Genomic DNA, 17853 nt, shown 5'->3' with positions numbered 1-17853 from the left:
CATCGCCGGCGGACGCGGTTGACAGCGGTCCGCCGGTCTCTAAGATCACGGCACATTCGTCGAACCCTGCGGGAGAGTCCGACTTCCAAAGTCGGCGCCGAAGGAGCAACCGGCCCCGGAAACTCTCAGGCACAAGGGACCGCAGGAGGATGAAACTCTGGAAAGCAGCCACCGGCGCACCGCGCTGAGGGCTCACCGACGGGGTAAGTCGCGAGCGTTTCGCGATCAAATCTCTCAGGTCCTGTGACAGAGGGGGCGCGAGCGGAGCCGCAACGGTTCCGAAGTCACGTCTTTGCGCAGGACCCGTCATGACCGTCGACAACGCCGTCTCCGAACTCCTCCAGACGCCGCTGCACAACCGCCACCTGGCGGCCGGCGGCAGGATGGTGCCGTTCGCCGGATATTCGATGCCGGTCCAGTATGCCGGCGGCATCCTCGCCGAGCACAAGTGGACGCGCCAGAGCGCCGGGCTGTTCGACGTCTCCCACATGGGGCAGGCCTGGCTTGACGGGCCCGACCACGCGACCACCGCCGCGGCGCTGGAGCGGCTGGTGCCGGGCGAGATCGCAGGCCTCGATCCGGGCGCCACCCGCTACACCCAGCTGCTGACGGACGAGGGCGGCATCATCGACGACCTGATGGTGACGCGGCCGCTGGCGGCCGCCGACGACGGGCGGCTGTTCCTGGTGGTCAACGCCTCCCGCAAGGACGTCGACTACGACCACATCGAGGCCAACCTGCCGGACGGGGTGTCGCTGGAGCCGGTCGAGGACCGGGCGCTGGTGGCGCTGCAGGGGCCGAAGGCGGAGGAAGTGATGCGGCGCCACTGCGCGGAAGCCGCCGAGCTGTCGTTCATGACGGCGATACCCGCCAAGTTCGACGGCTTCGGCGTGCAGGTGTCGCGGTCGGGCTACACGGGCGAGGACGGCTTCGAGATCTCGGTGCCGCTCGCCGATGCCGCCCACCTGTGGGACGCGCTGGCGGTGGAGCCGGAGGTCGAGGCGGTCGGGCTCGGCGCCCGCGACACGCTGCGGCTCGAGGCCGGGCTCTGTCTGTACGGCCACGACATCGACGAGACCACGTCGCCGGTCGAGGCCTCGCTTGCCTGGTCGATCGGCAAGCGCCGGCGCGACCAGGGCGGCTTTCCCGGCTTCGAGCGGATCCGCGGCGAACTGACCGACGGCCCGTCGCGGCGGCGCGTCGGCATCCGCCCGGACGGGCGCGCGCCGGCCCGCGAGGGCACCGATATTTCCGTTGCCGGCAGCCCGGTCGGCAAGGTCACCAGCGGCGGCTTCGGGCCGAGCGTCGGCGGGCCCGTCGCGATGGGCTACGTGGAGCGCGAATTCGTCGCGCCCGGCACCGAGCTGGTGCTGAGCGTGCGCGGCCGCGCCGAGGCCGCGCATGTCGCGAAACTGCCGTTCGTGCCGCACGGCTACAAACGTTGATCAGCCATCCCAGGGGGAATGAACCGATGACCACCCGCTACACCAAGGACCACGAATGGATCAGCGTCGACGGCGACGTCGGCACGATCGGCATCACCGACTACGCCCAGCAGCAGCTCGGCGACGTGGTCTTCGTCGAGCTTCCCGAGGTCGGCAGGTCGGTCGCCCAGGGCGACGAGGCCGGCGTCGTCGAATCGGTGAAGGCGGCAAGCGAGATCTACGCGCCCGTCGCCGGCGAGGTCGTCGAGGTCAACGAGGGGCTGGCCGACGCGCCGGCGACCGTCAACGAGGACGCCGAGGGCAAGGGCTGGTTCGTCAAGCTGCGCCTGTCGGATGCCGGCCAGCTCGACAGCCTGATGGACGCGGCCGCCTACAAGTCGTTCTGCGAGGGCCTGGACTGAGGGAGACGCGACGTGGCGCATCTGTATCGCGTGACGGTGGCCTGGAGCCGCGACGGCGACTTCGCCGCGGGCACCTACAGCCGCGGCCACGAATGGCGCCTCGACGGACTGACCGTACCCGCCTCCGCCTCGCCGCAGGTGGTGAAGCTGCCGCTGTCGCGCGACGACGCCGTCGACCCTGAGGAGGCCTTCGTCGCATCGCTGTCGTCGTGCCACATGCTGTGGTTCCTCGATCTCGCCCAGCAGAAGGGCTTCGTGGTGGAGAGCTACGAGGACGACGCCGAGGGCACCATGGCGCGGCTCGAGACGCGGCGCTGGTGGGTCGACACCGTGACGCTGCGGCCGCGCGCCGTCTTCGCCGAGGGCAGGGGGCCGGACGCCGCGACGCTTGCGGCCCTGCACGAGGAGGCCCACCACCTCTGCTTCATCGCCAATTCCGTCCGCACCGAGGTCACCGTCGAACCCGTGGCCGCATCCGCCGATTCCTGAGGAGACCGTCACATGCGCTACCTGCCGCTGAGCGACGCCGACCGCGAGGCGATGCTCGCCCGCATCGGCGTTCCCGGCATCGACGAGCTGTTCGCCGGCGTGCCGCGGGCAGCATGGCGCGCCGAGCTGCCCGACCTGCCGCTTGCCAGGAGCGAGATGGAGGTCGAGCGCCTGCTGTCGCGCATGGCCGCCCGCAACGTCGCGGCCGGCAGCGTGCCGTTCTTCGTGGGCGCCGGCGCCTACCGCCACCACGTGCCGGCCAGCGTCGACCACCTGATCCAGCGCTCGGAGTTCCTGACCTCCTACACGCCCTACCAGCCCGAGATCAGCCAGGGCACGCTGCAGGTGCTGTTCGAGTTCCAGACCCAGGTCGCCGAACTGACCGGCATGGAGGTCGCCAATGCCTCGATGTATGACGGCTCGACCGGCACCGGCGAGGCGGTGCTGATGGCCCACCGCATCACCCGCCGCGAGAAGGCGGTGCTCGCCGGCAACCTGCATCCGCACTACCGCGCCGTCGTCGAGAACCTCGCCCACATGGGCGGCCACGAGGTGGTGGCGCTGCCGCCGGTGCCGGTCGGCGAGGACGACGTGCTGGCGCTGATCGACGACGACACCTCCTGCGTGGTGGTGCAGAGCCCGGACGTGTTCGGCAACCTCGTCGACCTGAAGCCCATCGCCGAGAAGGCGCACGGCCACGGCGCCCTGCTGATCGCCGTGTTCACCGAGGCGGTGTCGCTCGGCCTGGTCGAGTCGCCCGGCGCGATGGGCGCCGACATCGTCGTCGGCGAGGGCCAGTCGATCGGCAACGGCCTCAACTTCGGCGGACCCTATGTCGGCCTGTTCGCGACCCGCGCGAAGTTCGTCCGCCAGATGCCCGGCCGGCTCGCCGGCGAGACGGTCGACGCGGAGGGCCGGCGCGGCTTCGTGCTGACGCTGTCGACCCGCGAGCAGCACATCCGCCGCGAGAAGGCGACCTCGAACATCTGCACCAATTCGGGCCTGTGCGCGCTGGCCTTCACGATCCACCTGACGCTGCTCGGCACGGCCGGCCTGAGGACGCTTGCGCGCATCAACCACGCCAGTTCGGTGAAGCTCGCAAAGGCGCTTGGCGAGGTGCCGGGCGTCGAGCTGCTGACGCATGCCTGGTTCAACGAGTTCACCATCCGCGTTCCCGGGAGCGCCCACGCGGTCGTCGAGGACCTTGCCGCGAAGGGCGTGCTCGGCGGCGTCCCGGCGAGCCGGCTGTTCCCCGAGAACGGCCACGACGACCTGATCGTCGTCGCCTCCACCGAGGTCAACACCGACGAGGACCGCGCCGCCTACGTCGCGGCGCTCAAGGAGGTGCTGGGATGAAGGCGGCGACGGAGGTGTTCCCCGGTTGCCGCGAAATCCCGCCGCCCGGCGCGGCGGGTCGCTCGAAACGCTGCGCGTTTCGTTCGCTGCGCGAACCGCTCCTACCCCCCTCCCCAACCCTCCCCCGCAAGGGGGGAGGGGGCCGCATGTGGCGTGCGTTGAGTCCTGGCGGCAACTCCGCGTTTGATGGACGGCTCGGCGATTGCGATCGGGCGCGGGCCGGGCGGCTTGGGTCCGCCTCCCGTTTCCGGCGGGTATGTTCATCTTTCGCTCTGCTCGCCTGCGGCTCGCGACCCCCCACCCCGACCCTCCCCCGCAAGGGGGGAGGGGGCCATTTGTGGCGTCCGTTGAGTCCGGGCGGCAACTCCGCGTCCGCTGGGCGGCTCGGGGAAGGTGATCGGGCGCGGGCGGGGCGGCTTGGGTCCGCCTCGGGTCGCCGGCCGGCATCGCTTGTGCTGCTCGCCTGCGGCTCGCGGCCCCCCACCCCGACCCTCCCCCACAAGGGGGGAGGGGGCCATTTGTGGCGTCCGTTGGGGCGGGGCGGCGCTTCCGCGTCTGTTGGACGGCTCGGGGAAGGTGATCGGGCGCGGGCCGGGCGGCTTGCTTTCGCCGCCGGTCGCCGGCCGGCATCGCTTGTGCTGCTCGCCTGCGGCTCGCGACCCCCCACCCCGACCCTCCCCCGCAAGGGGGGAGGGGGCCGCATGTGGCGTGCGCCGGGTTGGAGCGGCGCTTCCGCGTCTGTTGGACGGATCGGGGATTGCGATCGGGCGTGGGCGGGGCGGCTTGCTTTCGCCTCGGGTCGCCGGCCGGCATCGCTTGTGCTGCTCGCTTGCGGCTTGCGACCCCCCACCCCGACCCTCCCCCGCAAGGGGGGAGGGGGCCGTTTGTGGCGTCCGTTGAGTCCGGGCGGCAACTCCGCGTTTGTTGGACGGCTCGGGGATTGCGATCGGGCGCAGGCCGAACCGCTTGTTCCCCCCTCCCCCCTTGTGGGGGAGGGTCGGGGAGGGGGGTCGCCGGCGCAGCCGGCAGGTAAGGACTTGCAGCTTTGCTACGCGGCAGGCGGCGGTTCGAACCCGAGGCCCTTGCGTCCGGGTCGTGCGAGCCGCGCTCCCCGACCAGAGCCACATGACCTGGATCCCTGCCGGCGAGCACCTCTTCCCTTCCACCACACCCCCCGGAGCGACGCATGAGCATGAACACGCAGGGCCGCCCGACGACGGCGGGCGAGGCTGGGGAGAGCGCGCACGCGACCTTCACCGGCAACAGGGCGCTGATGATCGAGGAGGCGCTGAGCTACGAGACCGGGCGGGCGGACGTCTCCGGCATAGACTTCGGCGATCTCGACGGCGAGGCGGACATCGAACTGCACCTGGGCGGGCTGGAGCGGACCGAGGCGCCGCACCTGCCGGGCATGACCGAGCCCGAGACGATCCGCCACTACGTGCGGCTCAGCCAGAAGAACTACGCCATCGACACCGGGCTCTATCCGCTCGGCTCGTGCACGATGAAGCACAATCCGCGCCTCAACGAGAAGATGGCGCGGCTGCCGGGCTTCGGCGACGTGCATCCGCTGCAGCCGGTCTCCACCGTGCAGGGCGCGCTGGAACTCATCGACTTCGTCGCGACCTGGCTGAAGGAACTGACCGGCATGCCGGCCGTCGCCATGTCGCCGAAGGCCGGCGCCCACGGCGAATTGTGCGGGATGATGGCAATCAAGGCGGCGCTGGAGGCGCGCGGCGAGGCGCGCTCGCTGGTGCTGGTGCCGGAATCCGCGCACGGCACCAACCCGGCGACGGCGGCGCTGCTCGGCTACAAGGTGGCCTCCATCCCCGCCCGCGAGGACGGCACCGTCGACGTCGCTGCGGTGAAGGAGAAGCTGTCGGACGAGGTCGCGGCGATCATGCTGACCAATCCGAACACCTGCGGCCTGTTCGAGCGCGACATCATCGAGATCGCCGAGGCGGTGCACGAGGCCGGCGCCTATTTCTACTGCGACGGGGCGAACCTGAACGCGATCCTCGGCCGGGTGCGGCCGGGCGACCTCGGCGTCGACGCCATGCACATCAACCTGCACAAGACCTTCTCGACGCCGCATGGCGGCGGCGGGCCGGGCGCCGGCCCGGTGGTGCTGTCGGAGGCGCTGGCGCCGTTCGCGCCGCTGCCGTGGGTGGTGTCGGGGCCGGACGGCTTCGATCTCGTCGAGCACGCCGGACAGGCGCCGGACGACCGTCCGTTCGGCCGGATGACCGCCTTCCACGGCCAGATGGGCATGTTCGTGCGCGCCGCCTCGTGGATGCTGAGCCACGGCGCCGACGGCATGCGCCAGGCGGCCGAGGACGCGGTTCTGTCGGCCAACTACATCCGCGCCGCCCTGCAGGACGTCATGAGCCTACCGTTCGGCGACCAGCCCTGCATGCACGAGGTGCTGTTCGACGACACGTTCCTGGAGGGAACGGGCGTCTCGACCCTCGACTTCGCCAAGGCGATGATCGACGAGGGCTATCACCCGATGACCATGTACTTCCCGCTGGTGGTGCACGGCGCGATGCTGATCGAGCCGACCGAATCGGAATCCAAGGCGAGCCTCGACCTGTTCATCGCGACGCTGCGCGACCTCGCCATGGCGGCCGGGCGCGGCGACACCGACCGCTTCGCCGGCGCCCCCTGGTACTCGCCGCGCCGCCGCCTCGACGAGACCCGCGCCGCCCGCCAGCCCGTCCTGCGCTGGACCCCGCCGCCGCCGACCGAGCCCGAGCCGAGGAGGGACGCGGCGGAGTAGGGGAGCGGATGCTACGGCCGCCTCAGTAGTCGAAGCGATCTTCCGGCGGCGGTGCGTGGTCGAACAGCGGCGCGGCGCGATCGACGATCGCCTTTGGAAAGTTTTTCAGGGCCTCCGGTTGAAACGGCAGGTGGCGCAGATACTGGGCCGTGAGCTGTGCCACGGCTTTCGCCTGGGCAAGGTCCCGTTCCCGCTTGCCGGGATTGCGGTCGTCCCGCTGCGACAGCCACAGTTTGTGTACCGCGAAGGCGCGCGGATCCGGCGCGACGATCCGGACCGGGAAGCCGCGCACATCGATGGCGGTCGCCGAGAAGGAGGGGGCGCTCTCCTGCCAGACGAGGCCAAGGATTTCGACGGCCTGAATATCGTCTGCGGTGCCGGAAAGCGAATCGCGTTCATCCGTCCACGGCGGGTTGCGCATCGGACGAATGAGATCCACCAGATAGCCGTCACGATTGCTCGCCTGGAACGGCTGTGACGTGCGCTCGAACGATCGGTCGACACGCCGGAGCAGGCCCATCAGGGTGCGCTCGCCGATCTCTTCCGAAACCTCGAACCGCAGGGTGGCGCGGGTATCGAACAGGATGTCGATGTCGTCGGTGGTCGTTACCTCGGAGGAGAAACGGACACCGGCGACTGCCTCGTAGGCGTATAGCGCGTTGGTCCCCACGACCCGCATGCCGTTGCCGAGGAGCCCCGCCGAATCAAGGGCACGAATTATCCGTCCACCCGGATCCGGCACACGGCCGAGGCCCAGGGCCCGGTTCATGGCAGCCTGACGTTCGATCGCCTCGCGAGCCGCGGCCAACCGATCCTTTGCGGCGGCGCGGCCGGAGTCGTACTCGGCCTTGAGCCGTTCCGTTTCGGCGCTTCGCGGTCCGAGGGATTTCTGCCGTCTTACTCCCGACCGCGGGTCGTAGTAACTTCTGAGAAGGTACTCGTGGCCGTTCGTGCCGGAAAACACCATCGAGCCCCGATAGCCGTCGGCGCGTTTTCGTGCCTCTGTGAACACAACGAATCGCTGCTCCGTATTGGCTGCCTCACGGCGCTGATCGTTATTAAGCTCTTGGAATTCAATCATTTCAACCATTGATATGGCTTTCTGAGGCAACTGTTGGAACTCAGTATAGGGCCGCAGCGGCAAATTCCAACAGTCGAGTTGAGGAATCTGGACGGGTGTTGGAACATCGCCGGTCAACGAGAGCCAAACCAGTCAGGTCGCTGTCGAGCTGAAGCGTGATGTAGCGGATTAGGGCTTGCGCTTCGTCTGTCTCTGAAACATATGTACGGCAATGCCGGATATGCCGCTTTCATATCGTCCGCCATTGGAATTCGAGTGGGATGCTAGGAAGGCTGCTTCTAACGCCTCAAAACACGGCATCACATTCGACGACGGAATCGATCTGTTTACCGATCCCGGTCACGTCGTTTGGGATGTTTCGCGACCTGAAGACCGGGAGGTGCGATGGAAGGCGATTGGAATGATCGACGGTCGGATCTTCGTCGCCGTGTTCGTATGGCGGGCGGCCGTCGCGAGACTGATTTCGGTGCGACGTGCAAACCGGCGAGAGGAGCGAATCTATGGCGACCGTAAGAATGAGGCGTGATCCGAATCGGCGCGTGCAGCTTTCGCCCGAGACGAAAGCCCGTCTCGACGCGATGACGCCCGAGGAAATCGAGGCGAACGCACTGTCCGATCCGGACAACCCTCCGTCCACGGAGGAAGAACTCGAGCGTGGCGTGCTCGGCCGCCGTGTGCGGCTAGCGCGACAGGCGCTCGGGCTGACCCAGGAGCAGTTCGCCGAGCGCTTCCGCATCCCGATCGGCACCTTGCGGGACTGGGAGCAGGGGCGCCGCAAACCCGAGGCACCGGCGCTTGCCTATCTCGCCGTCATCGAACAGGAGACGGACGCCGTCGATCGGGCCCTGGCGACGCTGTCATGACGAACGCATCCGGCCACCAGGGCCGCACGCTCTACCCGCCGATCGAGCCATACGAGACCGGCCATCTCGACGTCGGCGACGGGCATTCGGTGTACTGGGAGCTGTGCGGCAATCCGGACGGCATTCCGGCGGTGTTCGTGCACGGCGGGCCGGGGGCCGGGTGCGGGGCGGACCATCGCCGGCTGTTCGATCCGGAGCGCTACAACGTGCTGCTGTTCGACCAGCGCGGCTGCGGGCGGTCGACGCCGCATGCCGGGCTCGAGGCCAACACGACCTGGCACCTGGTCGCCGACATCGAGCGGTTCCGCGAGATGATCGGCGCCGACCGGTGGCTGGTGTTCGGCGGATCCTGGGGAAGCTGCCTGGCGCTAGCCTATGCGCAGACGCACCCGGACCGCGTGTCCGGGCTGATCCTGCGCGGCATCTTCACGCTGCGGCGCCAGGAACTGCTGTGGTTCTACCAGGAGGGGGCCTCCTGGCTGTTCCCGGACCTCTGGGAGGGCTACCTGGCGGCCATCCCGGAAGCCGAGCGCGGCGACCTGATGGCGGCCTACCGGAGACGGCTCACCGATCCGGACGAGGCCGTCCAGATCGAGGCGGCGCGGGCCTGGAGCCTGTGGGAGGGCCAGACGCTGACGCTGCTCCCCGACGAGAAGATCAAGGAACAGCATCGCGACGACCGCTACGCGCTCGCCTTCGCGCGCATCGAGAACCACTACTTCGTCAACGGGGGCTTCATGGAGGAAGGCCAGCTGATTCGCGACGCCGGCAGGCTGGCCGGGATCCCCGGCGTCATCATCCAGGGCCGCTACGACGTCTGCACGCCGATGCGCACCGCCTGGGACCTGCACCGCGCCTGGCCGCAGGCCCGGTTCATCGAGGTGCGCGACGCCGGCCACGCCTATTCCGAACCGGGCATCCTGCATCACCTGATCGAGGCGACGGACGGGTTCGCGGAATAGGGCCGCGGATCCGGCGGCGGGTCGCGGCCGTTAGGCTCTTGCGCTGGGTCCCGGCGCTGGGGCCGGGACTGAGGCCGCCGGTCGAGGGTGGCGATCTCGCCATACGACACAGGCTTATGCCCCGGACTTGCTCCAGGCCCAAGCGCGGCGCTTGCCGATTGAGGCCAATCGGTCGAAACGGGCGCCGGCGCGCCCGAATGCGGCGGCTTCGCCGGGCCTTTGCGCTGGGTCCCGGCGCTGGGGCCGGGACGTAGGCTGCGGGCGGGGGTGGGGATCTTGCCCTACTACGAGCTTACGCCCCGGACCTGATCCGGGGCCCAGCGGGGCAGTTGCCGGAAGTGAAGGCGGCTGCGGAAGATGCTTGAGCCTCCGAGTTGTCCCGGCGCGGAGGCCGGGACGCAGCCTGCGGGTTGATTGACGACCTCACCATACGACAGGCCTGCGCCCGGTCCTTACGGCCGGCCTCGTGCACGCCATCCACGCCTTCGCCGCGGCCAAGGCTGTGCGCGGGAGTTCGGGACGCGCCGGTATGGTGCGGTCAACAAAAAACCCCGGGGCGGGCCCGGGGTCGTGCAATTGGCAATTCCGCGGACGCGCCTACTGCAGGCGGTCCTTGACCTGCGCGATCGACGACTTGACCAGGTCGCTTGCGGTCTTGCCGGTGACCTTGGCGGCGAGCACCGTCTCGGCTGCGGCCACGGCCGCGTCGGCGGCTGCGGCGCGGACATCGGCGACGGCCTGCTCCTCGGCCTGGGCGATCTTCAATTCGGCAAGCCGGGAGCGGCGCGCCACCAGCTCTTCCATCTGCTCGCGCGCCTCGATCTTGAACCGGTCGGCCTCTTCCCTGGCCAGCGCGACGATCTCCTCGGCCTCCTGCTCGGCCTCGCGGCGCTTGCGCTGGTATTCGGCGAGCAGGCCCTGGGCCTCCTCGCGCAGCTTCTGCGCCTCTTCCAGCTCGAGGCGGATGCGCTCGGCGCGCGCGTCGAGGGCGCCGGTCACCTTGCCGGGGACCTTGAAGTAGACGACCAGGGCGACGAAACCGACGAAGGAGACGGCAACCCAGGTTTCCGGAGCGTTCAGGAGTTCCATCGGTTCTTCCCCTAGGACGACCGCGCGGATGCGACGGCCTCGTCGATCTCCGCCCTGGTCGGCTTGAGCCCCGTCAGCGTCGTGACGATCTCGCCGGCGGCGTCGGCTGCCGCCGAATCGACTTCGGCAAGGGCCGCCGCCTTCATCTCGGCGATCCGCTTCTCGGCCTCGGCCGTCTTCTCGGCCAGGCCCGCTTCGACCTCCGCGCGCTCCGCACCGAGCTCGGCATTGAGCTTCTCGCGCGTATCGGCGGCGATCTCGTGGGCCCGTCCGCGGGCTTCGGCGAGTTCGGCCTCGTAGGCCGCGATCACCTCGTCGGTCTCTTCCTTGAGGCGGGCCGCGGCGTCCAGGTCGCTGGCGATGCGGTCACGGCGATGCTCGATCACCGTGGCGATGCGCGGCAATGCGATCCGCGACATCAGGAGGTAGAGCGCGATGAAGGTGATCACGAGCCAGACCACCTGGGGCGCGTAGTTCGAGAAGTCGAACTGAGGCATGCCGCCTTCCCCGTGCTCCTCGACGCCGAGGGCTTCGGATATCTCGACGTCCTCGCTCCGAATGAGCTCCTGCGTCGTGGAGTCCTGGCCACCGGTCGCCTGGGCGATGACAAAGCCCGGGCCTGTAACGCTGTTCATCTCTGCACACTCCTTCGCGTCCCGAAAGCCGGACGCGAATGCCTTGCGATCAAGTTGCCGTCACGAAGACGGCGCGTCACACGACGAACAGCAGGATCAGCGCAACGACGAGGCCGAACAGGCCGGTCGCTTCGGCAAGCGCGAAGCCGAGGAGGAGGTTCGGGAACTGCGACTGTGCGGCCGAGGGGTTGCGCAGCGCGGCGGACAGGTAGTTGCCGAAGATGTTCCCGATGCCGAGGCCGGCACCGGCGAGGGCGATGCAGGCAATGCCGGCGCCGATGAACTTCGCAGCTTCCGCTTCCATGTGTCTGACTCCTTGAGTGTCTGTTTTGAGGAAGGATACGGTTTGACGGTCCCCGTCTGCGCCTAGTGGTGCATGTGGAGGGCGTCGTTGAGATAGATGCAGGTCAGGATCGCGAAGACGTAGGCCTGCAGGAACGCCACCAGGAACTCGAGCCCGGTGAAGGCGACCATGGCGGCCAGCGGCAGCCAGCCGCCTATGAAGCCCAGCATCACGACGAAGCTGGCGAACACCTTCAGCATGGTGTGGCCGGCCAGCATGTTGGCGAACAGACGTACCGAAAGGCTCACCGGACGCGTCAGGTAGGAAATCACCTCGATCACGATGAGCAGCGGCATCAGCACCATCGGCGCGCCGGCCGGTGCAAACAGCCGGAGGAAGCCCGCGCCGTGCTTGACGAAGCCGATGATCGTCACGCCGATGAACACCACCATGGCCAGCACGAAGGTGACGATGATGTGGCTCGTCACGGTGAAGGCGTAGGGGATCATGCCGAGCATGTTGGCGAACAGGATGAACATGAACAGCGTGAACACGAAGGGAAAGAACTTCATTCCCTCGGTTCCCGCATTCTCGCGGATCATGTTGGCGACGAATTCGTAGGAGAGTTCCGCCATCGACTGCATGCGGCCGGGGACGAGGGCCCGCCCGCTCATCGAGGCCGCCGTGAACAGCGTCACCAGGATGACGATGATCACCATGAAGAGGGCCGAGTTGGTGAAGGAGACGTCGACGCCGCCGATGTTCAGCGGCAGGATGCGCTGAATCTCGAACTGGTGCATCGGGTCGAACGCATGCGCGCCACCCGCCGCCTCGGCCCCGTGTCCTGTCTCTGTCGCCACGCCCGCGCTCCTAGTCCCGACGTTCCGTCTTACCGGCTTCGCCGGCCGGACCGTTGCGGTCCGCAGTCCCAATTTCCGTGTCGCCCTGCGCCCCCGCGTTCATGCGGTAGGCCGTGCGGTATACGCTGGTTATTCCCGCTGCCGCGCCAAGCGCCAGAAACACCAGGAAGAACAGCGGGCTCGATCCGATCCACTTGTCCAGAAACCAGCCGATCGCGCCTCCGACGACCATTCCGGCCACGAACTCGGTCGCAACCTTCAGGGCCATGCCCAGCGCGCCACCGCGCGCCGAATTGTCGGGCGGCGGAGCATGATGTCTCCGCAAGCCTTCGAGCGAGACGCCAAGGGCCTTGCGGCGATCCTCAAGATCAGCCGTTCTGGCGGCTGGATCAGCGGATCCCGGTCGGTTCTCAGGTGCCTTGCTCATCGCCGGTCCCATACTGGGCGGCGCGATCTGGCCCCATCGAACTGCCCGGGGCGCCCCCCCAAAGCCGGGCGCACCATAGTTTGAGCCCGGAGGGCTGTCAAGAACAGGTAACTTTTCCTTAAGTTACTGAAGTTGCTGTATTTTCTCAGCGTTGCTGCAGTGCGGTATGTGGCCGACGCCATCGGCCCGGCGCGGCTCAGCCGGCTTCGCGAAGTTCGATCGCTCCGCCGAAGTCGACGGAGACCAGCTGGCTTACGCCGCGTTCGGCCATCGTCACCCCGAACAGCCGGTCCATGCGCGCCATCGAAATCGGGTTGTGGGTGATCACCAGGAACCGCGTATGGGTGGTGCGGGCGATCTCCTCGACGAGATCGCAGAACCGCTCGACATTGGCGTCGTCGAGCGGCGCGTCGACCTCGTCGAGCACGCAGATCGGCGCCGGATTGGTCAGGAACACCGCAAAGATCAGGGCGGTCGCCGTCAGCGCCTGCTCGCCGCCCGACAAGAGCGTCAGCGACGTTGGCCGCTTGCCGGGCGGGCGGGCGATGATTTCCAGGCCGGCTTCCAGCGGATCGTCCGATTCGGTGAACTGCAGTTCCGCCGCGCCGCCGCCGAACAGGCGGGTGTAGAGGCTCTGGAAGTGGCCGTTGACCACATCGAAGGCCGCCAGCAGACGTTCGCGGCCTTCCTTGTTGAGGCCACCGATCGCCTGGCGCAGGCGCTGGATCGCACCTTCTAGATCCGTTCGTTCGGCAACGAGGCCGTCGTGCCGCGTCTCGATCTCGCGCATCTCTTCCTCGGCGCGCAGATTGACGCTGCCGAGCCGGTCGCGGTCGCGCTTCAGGCGGTCGTGGTCGGCCTCCAGCCGCTCGACGGCGGGCAGGCCCTCGTCGTCGCTCAGCCCCGCCACCGCGAGGGCCTGGTCGGCGGGTCGCTCGAGCGCCTCCTCGATCGAGGCCTCGAGGTCGGCGAGGCGCTGCCTGAGACCCTCCAGCGTCGCTTCCTCGCGCGCCTTGGCCTCGCGGGCCCCCGACAGGGTCTCATCGGCCTCCCGGGCCACCCGGTCGCTGTCGGCAAGCCGGGTCTCGCCGGCCGCAAGCGCGTCGGCGGCGGCGCTGCGGGTCTGCTCGGCGGTCTCGATCTCGGCCGACAGCGCCGACCGCTTGCGGTCGAGCGCGGCGGGGACCTCCTCGAGCGACAGCCATTCGGAGCGGATCTCCGCCTCGCGCTCCGACAGCGTGTTGATGTGCTTGTCGCCATCGGCCAACCGCTCGTTCCAGCGGCGGCGCTCGGCGGCGATGCGTTCGGCCCGCGCCTTGCGCAGGTCGGCCTCGCGGGCGTGGGTTTCCACGGCGGAGCGCGCCTCGGCGTAGCGGCTGCGGGCGGCTGCGGTTTCCTGCTTCAGGTCATCGACCCGCGCATTGATCTCGTCCTCGCCCTGCAGCGAGTCGAGACCGGCGGCGGCTTCCGCCCGGGCGGCTTCCGATTCCTCGATCGACTGGGTCACCCGGACCTTCGCCTCGGCCAGCGCGCTGACGCGGGCCGACTGCTGGCTTGCCTTGCGCTCTGCGGCGGCCCGCTTTTCGGTCGCCTGCGCCAGGCGCGCCTGCGCCGCCTTCCAGTCCTGACGGGCGGCGGCGGCCTGCTCGGTCGCGGTCCTCGTCGCCGATTCGGCGGCGACGACGGCCGCGCGCGCCTCGGCCAGTCGCGCCTTGGCGGTATCGATCTCGCGTTCGAGTTCGGCGACGCGGTTGCGTTGCTCGAGGCGCTTGGCGGCCGCGGTCGGCGCGTCGGCGGCCGCGGTGAATCCGTCCCAGCGCCACAGGTCGCCGGACCTGGTCACCAGCCGCTGGCCGGGGCGGAGTTCGGGCTGCAGCCGGGGCCCGTCGGCGGCCTCGACCAGGCCGATCTGCGACAGCGCCCGCGACAGGACGGCGGGCGCCCTGACCACCTCGGCCATCGGCCGAACCCCGTCGGGCAGGGCGGGATCGGACGCGGCGGGCGCCACCTCGCGCCAGTGGATGGCGGCGCCTTCCTCCGACGAATGGTCGAGGTCCTCGCCGAAGGCTGCGCCCAGCGCCGCCTCGAATCCGGGCTCGACCGTCACCGAATCGATCAGCGGCGGCCACAGCGCACCGTCCTCGACGGCGAGCACGCGGGCAAGCGTCTGATGCTCGGTCTCCAGCGCCTTCAGGTCGCGTTCGGCCTCGCCGGCCGGGCCGCGCGTCGCCTCGAAGGCCTCGCGGGCCGTGGACAGCGTCTCGTCGGCGGCTGTCGCGGCGGCCTCTCCCGCCTCGGCATCAGCCCGGGCGCGGGCGACCGTCTCGGTCAGCTCCGCGATCGCGCGGGCGGTGTCCTCGGAGCCGAGGGCCGCGCTCTCGCGCTCGATTCCGGCAAGCTGGTCGGCAAGACGGGTGAGCTTGTCAGACTCGTCGCGGACGATTCGCTCGAACTGGCGCCGGCGGGCCGCGAGGTCGGCGGCGAGAGACGTCACCTCGGCAAGCCGGGTTTCGGCCTCCTGCACGGTCGTTTCGGCCTGCGACAGATTGCGCTGCAGATCCTCGGCGTTCGATTGCGAGCGTTCGGCTTCGGCGGCGATCTCGGTTTCTTCGTCGTTCAGCCGGGCGAGCGTCTCGCCGGTCGCCGCGATCGTCGAGCGCTCGCGCTCGATGTCGGCGCCGATCTGTTCGAGTCGGCGGCCAAGTTCGGCACGGCGTTCGACGATCTGAGCCTTCTCGCGGTCGATTCCCTCGCGCGTCACCGTCATGTGGCGCAGGCGGGCGGCGGCTTCGGCCTCGGCTTCGCGGAGCTTCGGCAGCGCGGCGGCGGCTTCCGTCCGTGCCGTCGCCGCGGCAGCGGCGGCGCGTGTCAGGCCCTCGACCAGCCCGGCGGCTTCGGCGACCTGGGCCTGACGCTCTTCGATCGCCGCGAGCGCCGCCTTGCGCCGCAGGTGCCACAGGATCGCTTCGGTCTTGCGGATCTCGGCCGACAGCGCCTTGTAGCGCGCGGCCTGCCTGGCCTGCCGCTTCAGACCGTCGAGCTGCTGGGCGAGCTGCGAGATGACATCCTCGAGGCGGGCGAGGTTCTGCTCGGCGCCCCGCAGCCTCAACTCGGCCTCGTGGCGCCGGCTGTGCAGGCCGGCAATGCCGGCGGCCTCTTCGAGGATCCGGCGCCGGTCGCGCGGCTTGGCCGAGATCAGCTCGCCGATCTGGCCCTGCCGGACCATCGCCGGCGAGTGGGCGCCGGTCGAGGCGTCGGCGAACAGCAACTGCACGTCGCGCGCACGGGTGTCGCGACTGTTGATCTTGTAGGCGGAACCGGCTTCCCGCTCGATTCGCCGGGTCACCTCCAGCACGTCGGTGTCGTTGAACTGCGCGGGGGCGCGCCGTTCGGAATTGTCGATGACGAGCGAGACCTCGGCGGAGTTGCGGGCCGGGCGGTTGGCGCTGCCCGAGAAGATGACGTCGTCCATGCCGGACGCGCGCATCGACTTGTGCGAGCTCTCGCCCATGACCCAGCGGACGGCTTCCACCAGGTTGGACTTGCCGCAGCCGTTGGGGCCGACGATCCCGGTCAGGCCCGGCTCGATGTGAATTTCGGACGGATCGACGAACGACTTGAAGCCGACGATGCGCAGGCGCGTGAGCTTCATGGCCGCGTGCCGCGATCAGGACGCAACGATGACGTCACGCCGGCCGCAGTCGATTCGTGCAGGGACGATCCTGCTCCGACCGTGCGTTCAGCTCGGCAGGAGCGGGGTGATCTTCTCCTCGAATTCCTCGAACGGCAATGCGCCACGGACGATCTCACCGTTGATGAAAAAGGTCGGCGTGGAAGTCACATCGAATTCCTTGGCGCCGCGATCCTTCACCCAGTTCACCCCGTCAAGGAGTTCCTGATTCGTCAAGCACTCCTTGAACTTTTCCTCGGTGAGTCCGGCCTGCTTCCCCATCTTTGTGAGGCCGCCGATCCGGTCGTTGGTGAACGCCCAGACGTCCTGGTTCTCGAACAGGGCGGAAACGAACGGGAAATACTGGTCCTCCGGGACACAGCGCGCCAGCATGAAGGCGGCGGTGGCCACCGGGTCGAGAGGGAACTCGCGGAAGACGAAATAGACCTTGCCCGTGTCGATGTACTTCTCCTTGAGCTGCGGGTAGGTCTCCTTGTGAAAGTGGGCGCAGTGCGAGCAGGTCATCGAAGCGTATTCGACGATCGTCACCGGGGCGTTGGGATCGCCCAGGGTCTGCTCGCCGAGCGGCCCGGCGACCATCAGCTTCATCGGCGTCTCGGTGACCAGGGTCACGGCGGCATCGCCCGCACCGGTCGCGGGAACGGCCCGGTTGCCGAAGAAGCCGGCCGCAGCCGCCCCGGCGCTCAGCGTCGCGACCCCGGCAACGCCGGTCATCAGTACGTATCTGCGGCTCACGGTCATCATCGTCATCCTTGGTTCGTTTCCGGAAGCCTGAACGACAGCACCTGAACGTCTGCTGAACCGGCTTGCTGAGGCCATATGGAACGGGATCATGCTTTTTCGCGACAATATGGCAATACTTCGCCGGAATTGGTCACACCTTTGTGTCTCAGTCAGCGTCCGTGGCCGCCGAGACCCGGGCACCGAGCCTTGCGAGCGCCGAGCGCAGATCGTGGTCCTCGACGGTTGCGAGCCGTTCGTCGGCGGCCGCGTTTTCCGCGTCCGGGAGGGCGGACGGGAGGGTGCCCGGGTTGGCGGCAGCGGTCCCGCTCCGGCTTTCGACCGGTCCCTGGCGAATGGACACGCGGGTGACGGCCCGCCAGCCGAAGATCGCGTTGATGCGGGCGGCGATGTTGGAGGACATGTGCTGGATTTCGAGCGCCTCGAACCCCTCGGCTCGGACGACGAGCGTCGCGCCCTCCGCGGTCGCTTCCTCGCCCTCGGCCTGGCGGCGGGGCCAGCGCAGCTTCTCCGGGCGCGACCGCGCGGCAAGTTCCGGCCCGACGATCTCGGGCCACGCCGCGATCACCTGGGTGGACGAAAAGCCGGCGCGGGCGACGACCGGATCGAGCAGCGGTTCCGCGATCCGGTCGAGGCGGACGGGGCCATAGGCCGGGCTAGGTCGATTTCGCCGTTCCATGGTCTCGATCGTAGCAATCCCGGCAGTATATCAACAGCGTGGCGGGTGCGGGCGATTCGCGCTCGCCGGTGA

General features: G+C 68.9%; 17 protein-coding genes and 2 riboswitches. Of the genes, 8 read left to right on the top strand and 9 right to left on the bottom strand.

Going from position 1 to position 17853, the window contains the following annotated elements; translation table 11 throughout:
* The first annotated feature begins 59 nt into the window (after window positions 1-59).
* A riboswitch (glycine riboswitch) is annotated at window positions 60-152 on the top strand.
* 3 nt (window positions 153-155) lie between these two features.
* Window positions 156-252, top strand: a riboswitch (glycine riboswitch).
* Window positions 253-308: 56 nt separating this feature from the next.
* From gcvT to gcvPB, 5 genes are all read left to right on the top strand, one after another.
* On the top strand, window positions 309-1445 hold the full coding sequence (gene gcvT / locus V3328_RS09740; protein ID WP_340329446.1) for a glycine cleavage system aminomethyltransferase GcvT: 1137 nt from the start codon (window positions 309-311) through the stop codon (window positions 1443-1445).
* 26 nt (window positions 1446-1471) lie between these two features.
* On the top strand, window positions 1472-1846 hold the full coding sequence (gene gcvH, locus V3328_RS09735; RefSeq protein ID WP_340329445.1) for a glycine cleavage system protein GcvH: 375 nt from the start codon (window positions 1472-1474) through the stop codon (window positions 1844-1846).
* A gap of 12 nt (window positions 1847-1858) precedes the next feature.
* Window positions 1859-2335 (top strand): OsmC family protein, encoded by a 477-nt coding sequence (locus V3328_RS09730; RefSeq protein ID WP_340329444.1) that lies wholly within the window; start codon window positions 1859-1861, stop codon window positions 2333-2335.
* 12 nt (window positions 2336-2347) lie between these two features.
* Window positions 2348-3691, top strand: coding sequence for an aminomethyl-transferring glycine dehydrogenase subunit GcvPA (gcvPA, locus tag V3328_RS09725; RefSeq protein ID WP_340329443.1), 1344 nt, complete (start codon window positions 2348-2350; stop codon window positions 3689-3691).
* Window positions 3692-4877: 1186 nt separating this feature from the next.
* Window positions 4878-6470, top strand: a complete 1593-nt coding sequence (gene gcvPB / locus V3328_RS09720) for an aminomethyl-transferring glycine dehydrogenase subunit GcvPB (protein ID WP_340329442.1) — start codon at window positions 4878-4880, stop codon at window positions 6468-6470.
* A gap of 22 nt (window positions 6471-6492) precedes the next feature.
* Here gcvPB and V3328_RS09715 read toward each other — a convergent pair whose 3' ends face one another.
* The gene (locus V3328_RS09715; protein ID WP_340329441.1) at window positions 6493-7668 is read right to left on the bottom strand and encodes a GSU2403 family nucleotidyltransferase fold protein; all 1176 of its coding nucleotides are present in this window, start codon (window positions 7666-7668) and stop codon (window positions 6493-6495) included.
* Between the two features lie 94 nt (window positions 7669-7762).
* Here V3328_RS09715 and V3328_RS26580 point away from each other — a divergent pair, with 94 nt between their 5' ends.
* From V3328_RS26580 to pip, 3 genes are read left to right on the top strand one after another with little or no spacing between them, the layout of a single operon-like run.
* Window positions 7763-8077 carry a BrnT family toxin gene (locus tag V3328_RS26580; RefSeq protein ID WP_422732922.1) on the top strand — a complete coding sequence of 105 codons (315 nt, stop codon included), beginning with the start codon at window positions 7763-7765 and terminating at the stop codon, window positions 8075-8077.
* Window positions 8052-8414 carry a helix-turn-helix domain-containing protein gene (locus tag V3328_RS09710; protein WP_340329440.1) on the top strand — a complete coding sequence of 121 codons (363 nt, stop codon included), beginning with the start codon at window positions 8052-8054 and terminating at the stop codon, window positions 8412-8414. Before V3328_RS26580 ends, V3328_RS09710 begins: the two co-directional genes overlap by 26 nt.
* A complete protein-coding gene (gene pip, locus V3328_RS09705) occupies window positions 8411-9376 on the top strand; it encodes a prolyl aminopeptidase (RefSeq protein ID WP_340329439.1) in 966 nt (321 codons plus the stop codon). Before V3328_RS09710 ends, pip begins: the two co-directional genes overlap by 4 nt.
* 597 nt (window positions 9377-9973) lie before the next feature.
* On the opposite strand, the gene V3328_RS09700 is transcribed toward pip, so the two are convergent.
* The 8 genes from V3328_RS09700 to V3328_RS09665 all read right to left on the bottom strand — a co-directional run bounded on the left by V3328_RS09700 (window position 9974) and on the right by V3328_RS09665 (window position 17781).
* The gene (locus V3328_RS09700) at window positions 9974-10465 is read right to left on the bottom strand and encodes a F0F1 ATP synthase subunit B family protein (RefSeq protein WP_340329438.1); all 492 of its coding nucleotides are present in this window, start codon (window positions 10463-10465) and stop codon (window positions 9974-9976) included.
* 11 nt (window positions 10466-10476) lie between these two features.
* Complete coding sequence (locus tag V3328_RS09695) at window positions 10477-11100, bottom strand: F0F1 ATP synthase subunit B (protein WP_340329437.1); 624 nt, start codon at window positions 11098-11100, stop codon at window positions 10477-10479.
* A 76-nt stretch (window positions 11101-11176) separates the two neighbouring features.
* The gene (locus tag V3328_RS09690) at window positions 11177-11404 is read right to left on the bottom strand and encodes a F0F1 ATP synthase subunit C (RefSeq protein ID WP_261613896.1); all 228 of its coding nucleotides are present in this window, start codon (window positions 11402-11404) and stop codon (window positions 11177-11179) included.
* A gap of 62 nt (window positions 11405-11466) precedes the next feature.
* Window positions 11467-12243 (bottom strand): F0F1 ATP synthase subunit A, encoded by a 777-nt coding sequence (locus V3328_RS09685; protein ID WP_340329436.1) that lies wholly within the window; start codon window positions 12241-12243, stop codon window positions 11467-11469.
* Between the two features lie 10 nt (window positions 12244-12253).
* The gene (locus V3328_RS09680) at window positions 12254-12511 is read right to left on the bottom strand and encodes an AtpZ/AtpI family protein (RefSeq protein ID WP_340329435.1); all 258 of its coding nucleotides are present in this window, start codon (window positions 12509-12511) and stop codon (window positions 12254-12256) included.
* Between the two features lie 355 nt (window positions 12512-12866).
* On the bottom strand, window positions 12867-16322 hold the full coding sequence (smc, locus tag V3328_RS09675; RefSeq protein ID WP_340329434.1) for a chromosome segregation protein SMC: 3456 nt from the start codon (window positions 16320-16322) through the stop codon (window positions 12867-12869).
* 87 nt (window positions 16323-16409) lie between these two features.
* Window positions 16410-17102 carry a DsbA family protein gene (locus V3328_RS09670; RefSeq protein WP_378758873.1) on the bottom strand — a complete coding sequence of 231 codons (693 nt, stop codon included), beginning with the start codon at window positions 17100-17102 and terminating at the stop codon, window positions 16410-16412.
* 148 nt (window positions 17103-17250) lie between these two features.
* On the bottom strand, window positions 17251-17781 hold the full coding sequence (locus tag V3328_RS09665; RefSeq protein ID WP_340329432.1) for a DUF721 domain-containing protein: 531 nt from the start codon (window positions 17779-17781) through the stop codon (window positions 17251-17253).
* Window positions 17782-17853: the final 72 nt, after the last annotated feature.

The organism is Microbaculum marinum, from assembly GCF_037855135.1.
GTDB classification, from domain to species: Bacteria; Pseudomonadota; Alphaproteobacteria; order Rhizobiales; family Tepidamorphaceae; genus Microbaculum; species Microbaculum marinum.
This window is presented reverse-complemented; position numbering and strand designations above follow the sequence as displayed.

Bases quoted from the DNA above. Each gene is read 5' to 3' on its own strand.
- gcvT (WP_340329446.1), top strand. From the start codon at position 309: ATGACCGTCGACAACGCCGTCTCCGAACTCCTCCAGACGCCGCTGCAC.
- gcvH (WP_340329445.1), top strand. From the start codon at position 1,472: ATGACCACCCGCTACACCAAGGACCACGAATGGATCAGCGTCGACGGC.
- gcvPA (WP_340329443.1), top strand. From the start codon at position 2,348: ATGCGCTACCTGCCGCTGAGCGACGCCGACCGCGAGGCGATGCTCGCC.
- gcvPB (WP_340329442.1), top strand. From the start codon at position 4,878: ATGAGCATGAACACGCAGGGCCGCCCGACGACGGCGGGCGAGGCTGGG.
- V3328_RS26580 (WP_422732922.1), top strand. From the start codon at position 7,763: ATGCCGGATATGCCGCTTTCATATCGTCCGCCATTGGAATTCGAGTGG.
- V3328_RS09710 (WP_340329440.1), top strand. From the start codon at position 8,052: ATGGCGACCGTAAGAATGAGGCGTGATCCGAATCGGCGCGTGCAGCTT.
- pip (WP_340329439.1), top strand. From the start codon at position 8,411: ATGACGAACGCATCCGGCCACCAGGGCCGCACGCTCTACCCGCCGATC.
- V3328_RS09700 (WP_340329438.1), bottom strand. From the start codon at position 10,465: ATGGAACTCCTGAACGCTCCGGAAACCTGGGTTGCCGTCTCCTTCGTC.
- V3328_RS09695 (WP_340329437.1), bottom strand. From the start codon at position 11,100: ATGAACAGCGTTACAGGCCCGGGCTTTGTCATCGCCCAGGCGACCGGT.
- V3328_RS09690 (WP_261613896.1), bottom strand. From the start codon at position 11,404: ATGGAAGCGGAAGCTGCGAAGTTCATCGGCGCCGGCATTGCCTGCATC.
- V3328_RS09680 (WP_340329435.1), bottom strand. From the start codon at position 12,511: ATGGCCCTGAAGGTTGCGACCGAGTTCGTGGCCGGAATGGTCGTCGGA.
- smc (WP_340329434.1), bottom strand. From the start codon at position 16,322: ATGAAGCTCACGCGCCTGCGCATCGTCGGCTTCAAGTCGTTCGTCGAT.
- V3328_RS09670 (WP_378758873.1), bottom strand. From the start codon at position 17,102: ATGACCGTGAGCCGCAGATACGTACTGATGACCGGCGTTGCCGGGGTC.
- V3328_RS09665 (WP_340329432.1), bottom strand. From the start codon at position 17,781: ATGGAACGGCGAAATCGACCTAGCCCGGCCTATGGCCCCGTCCGCCTC.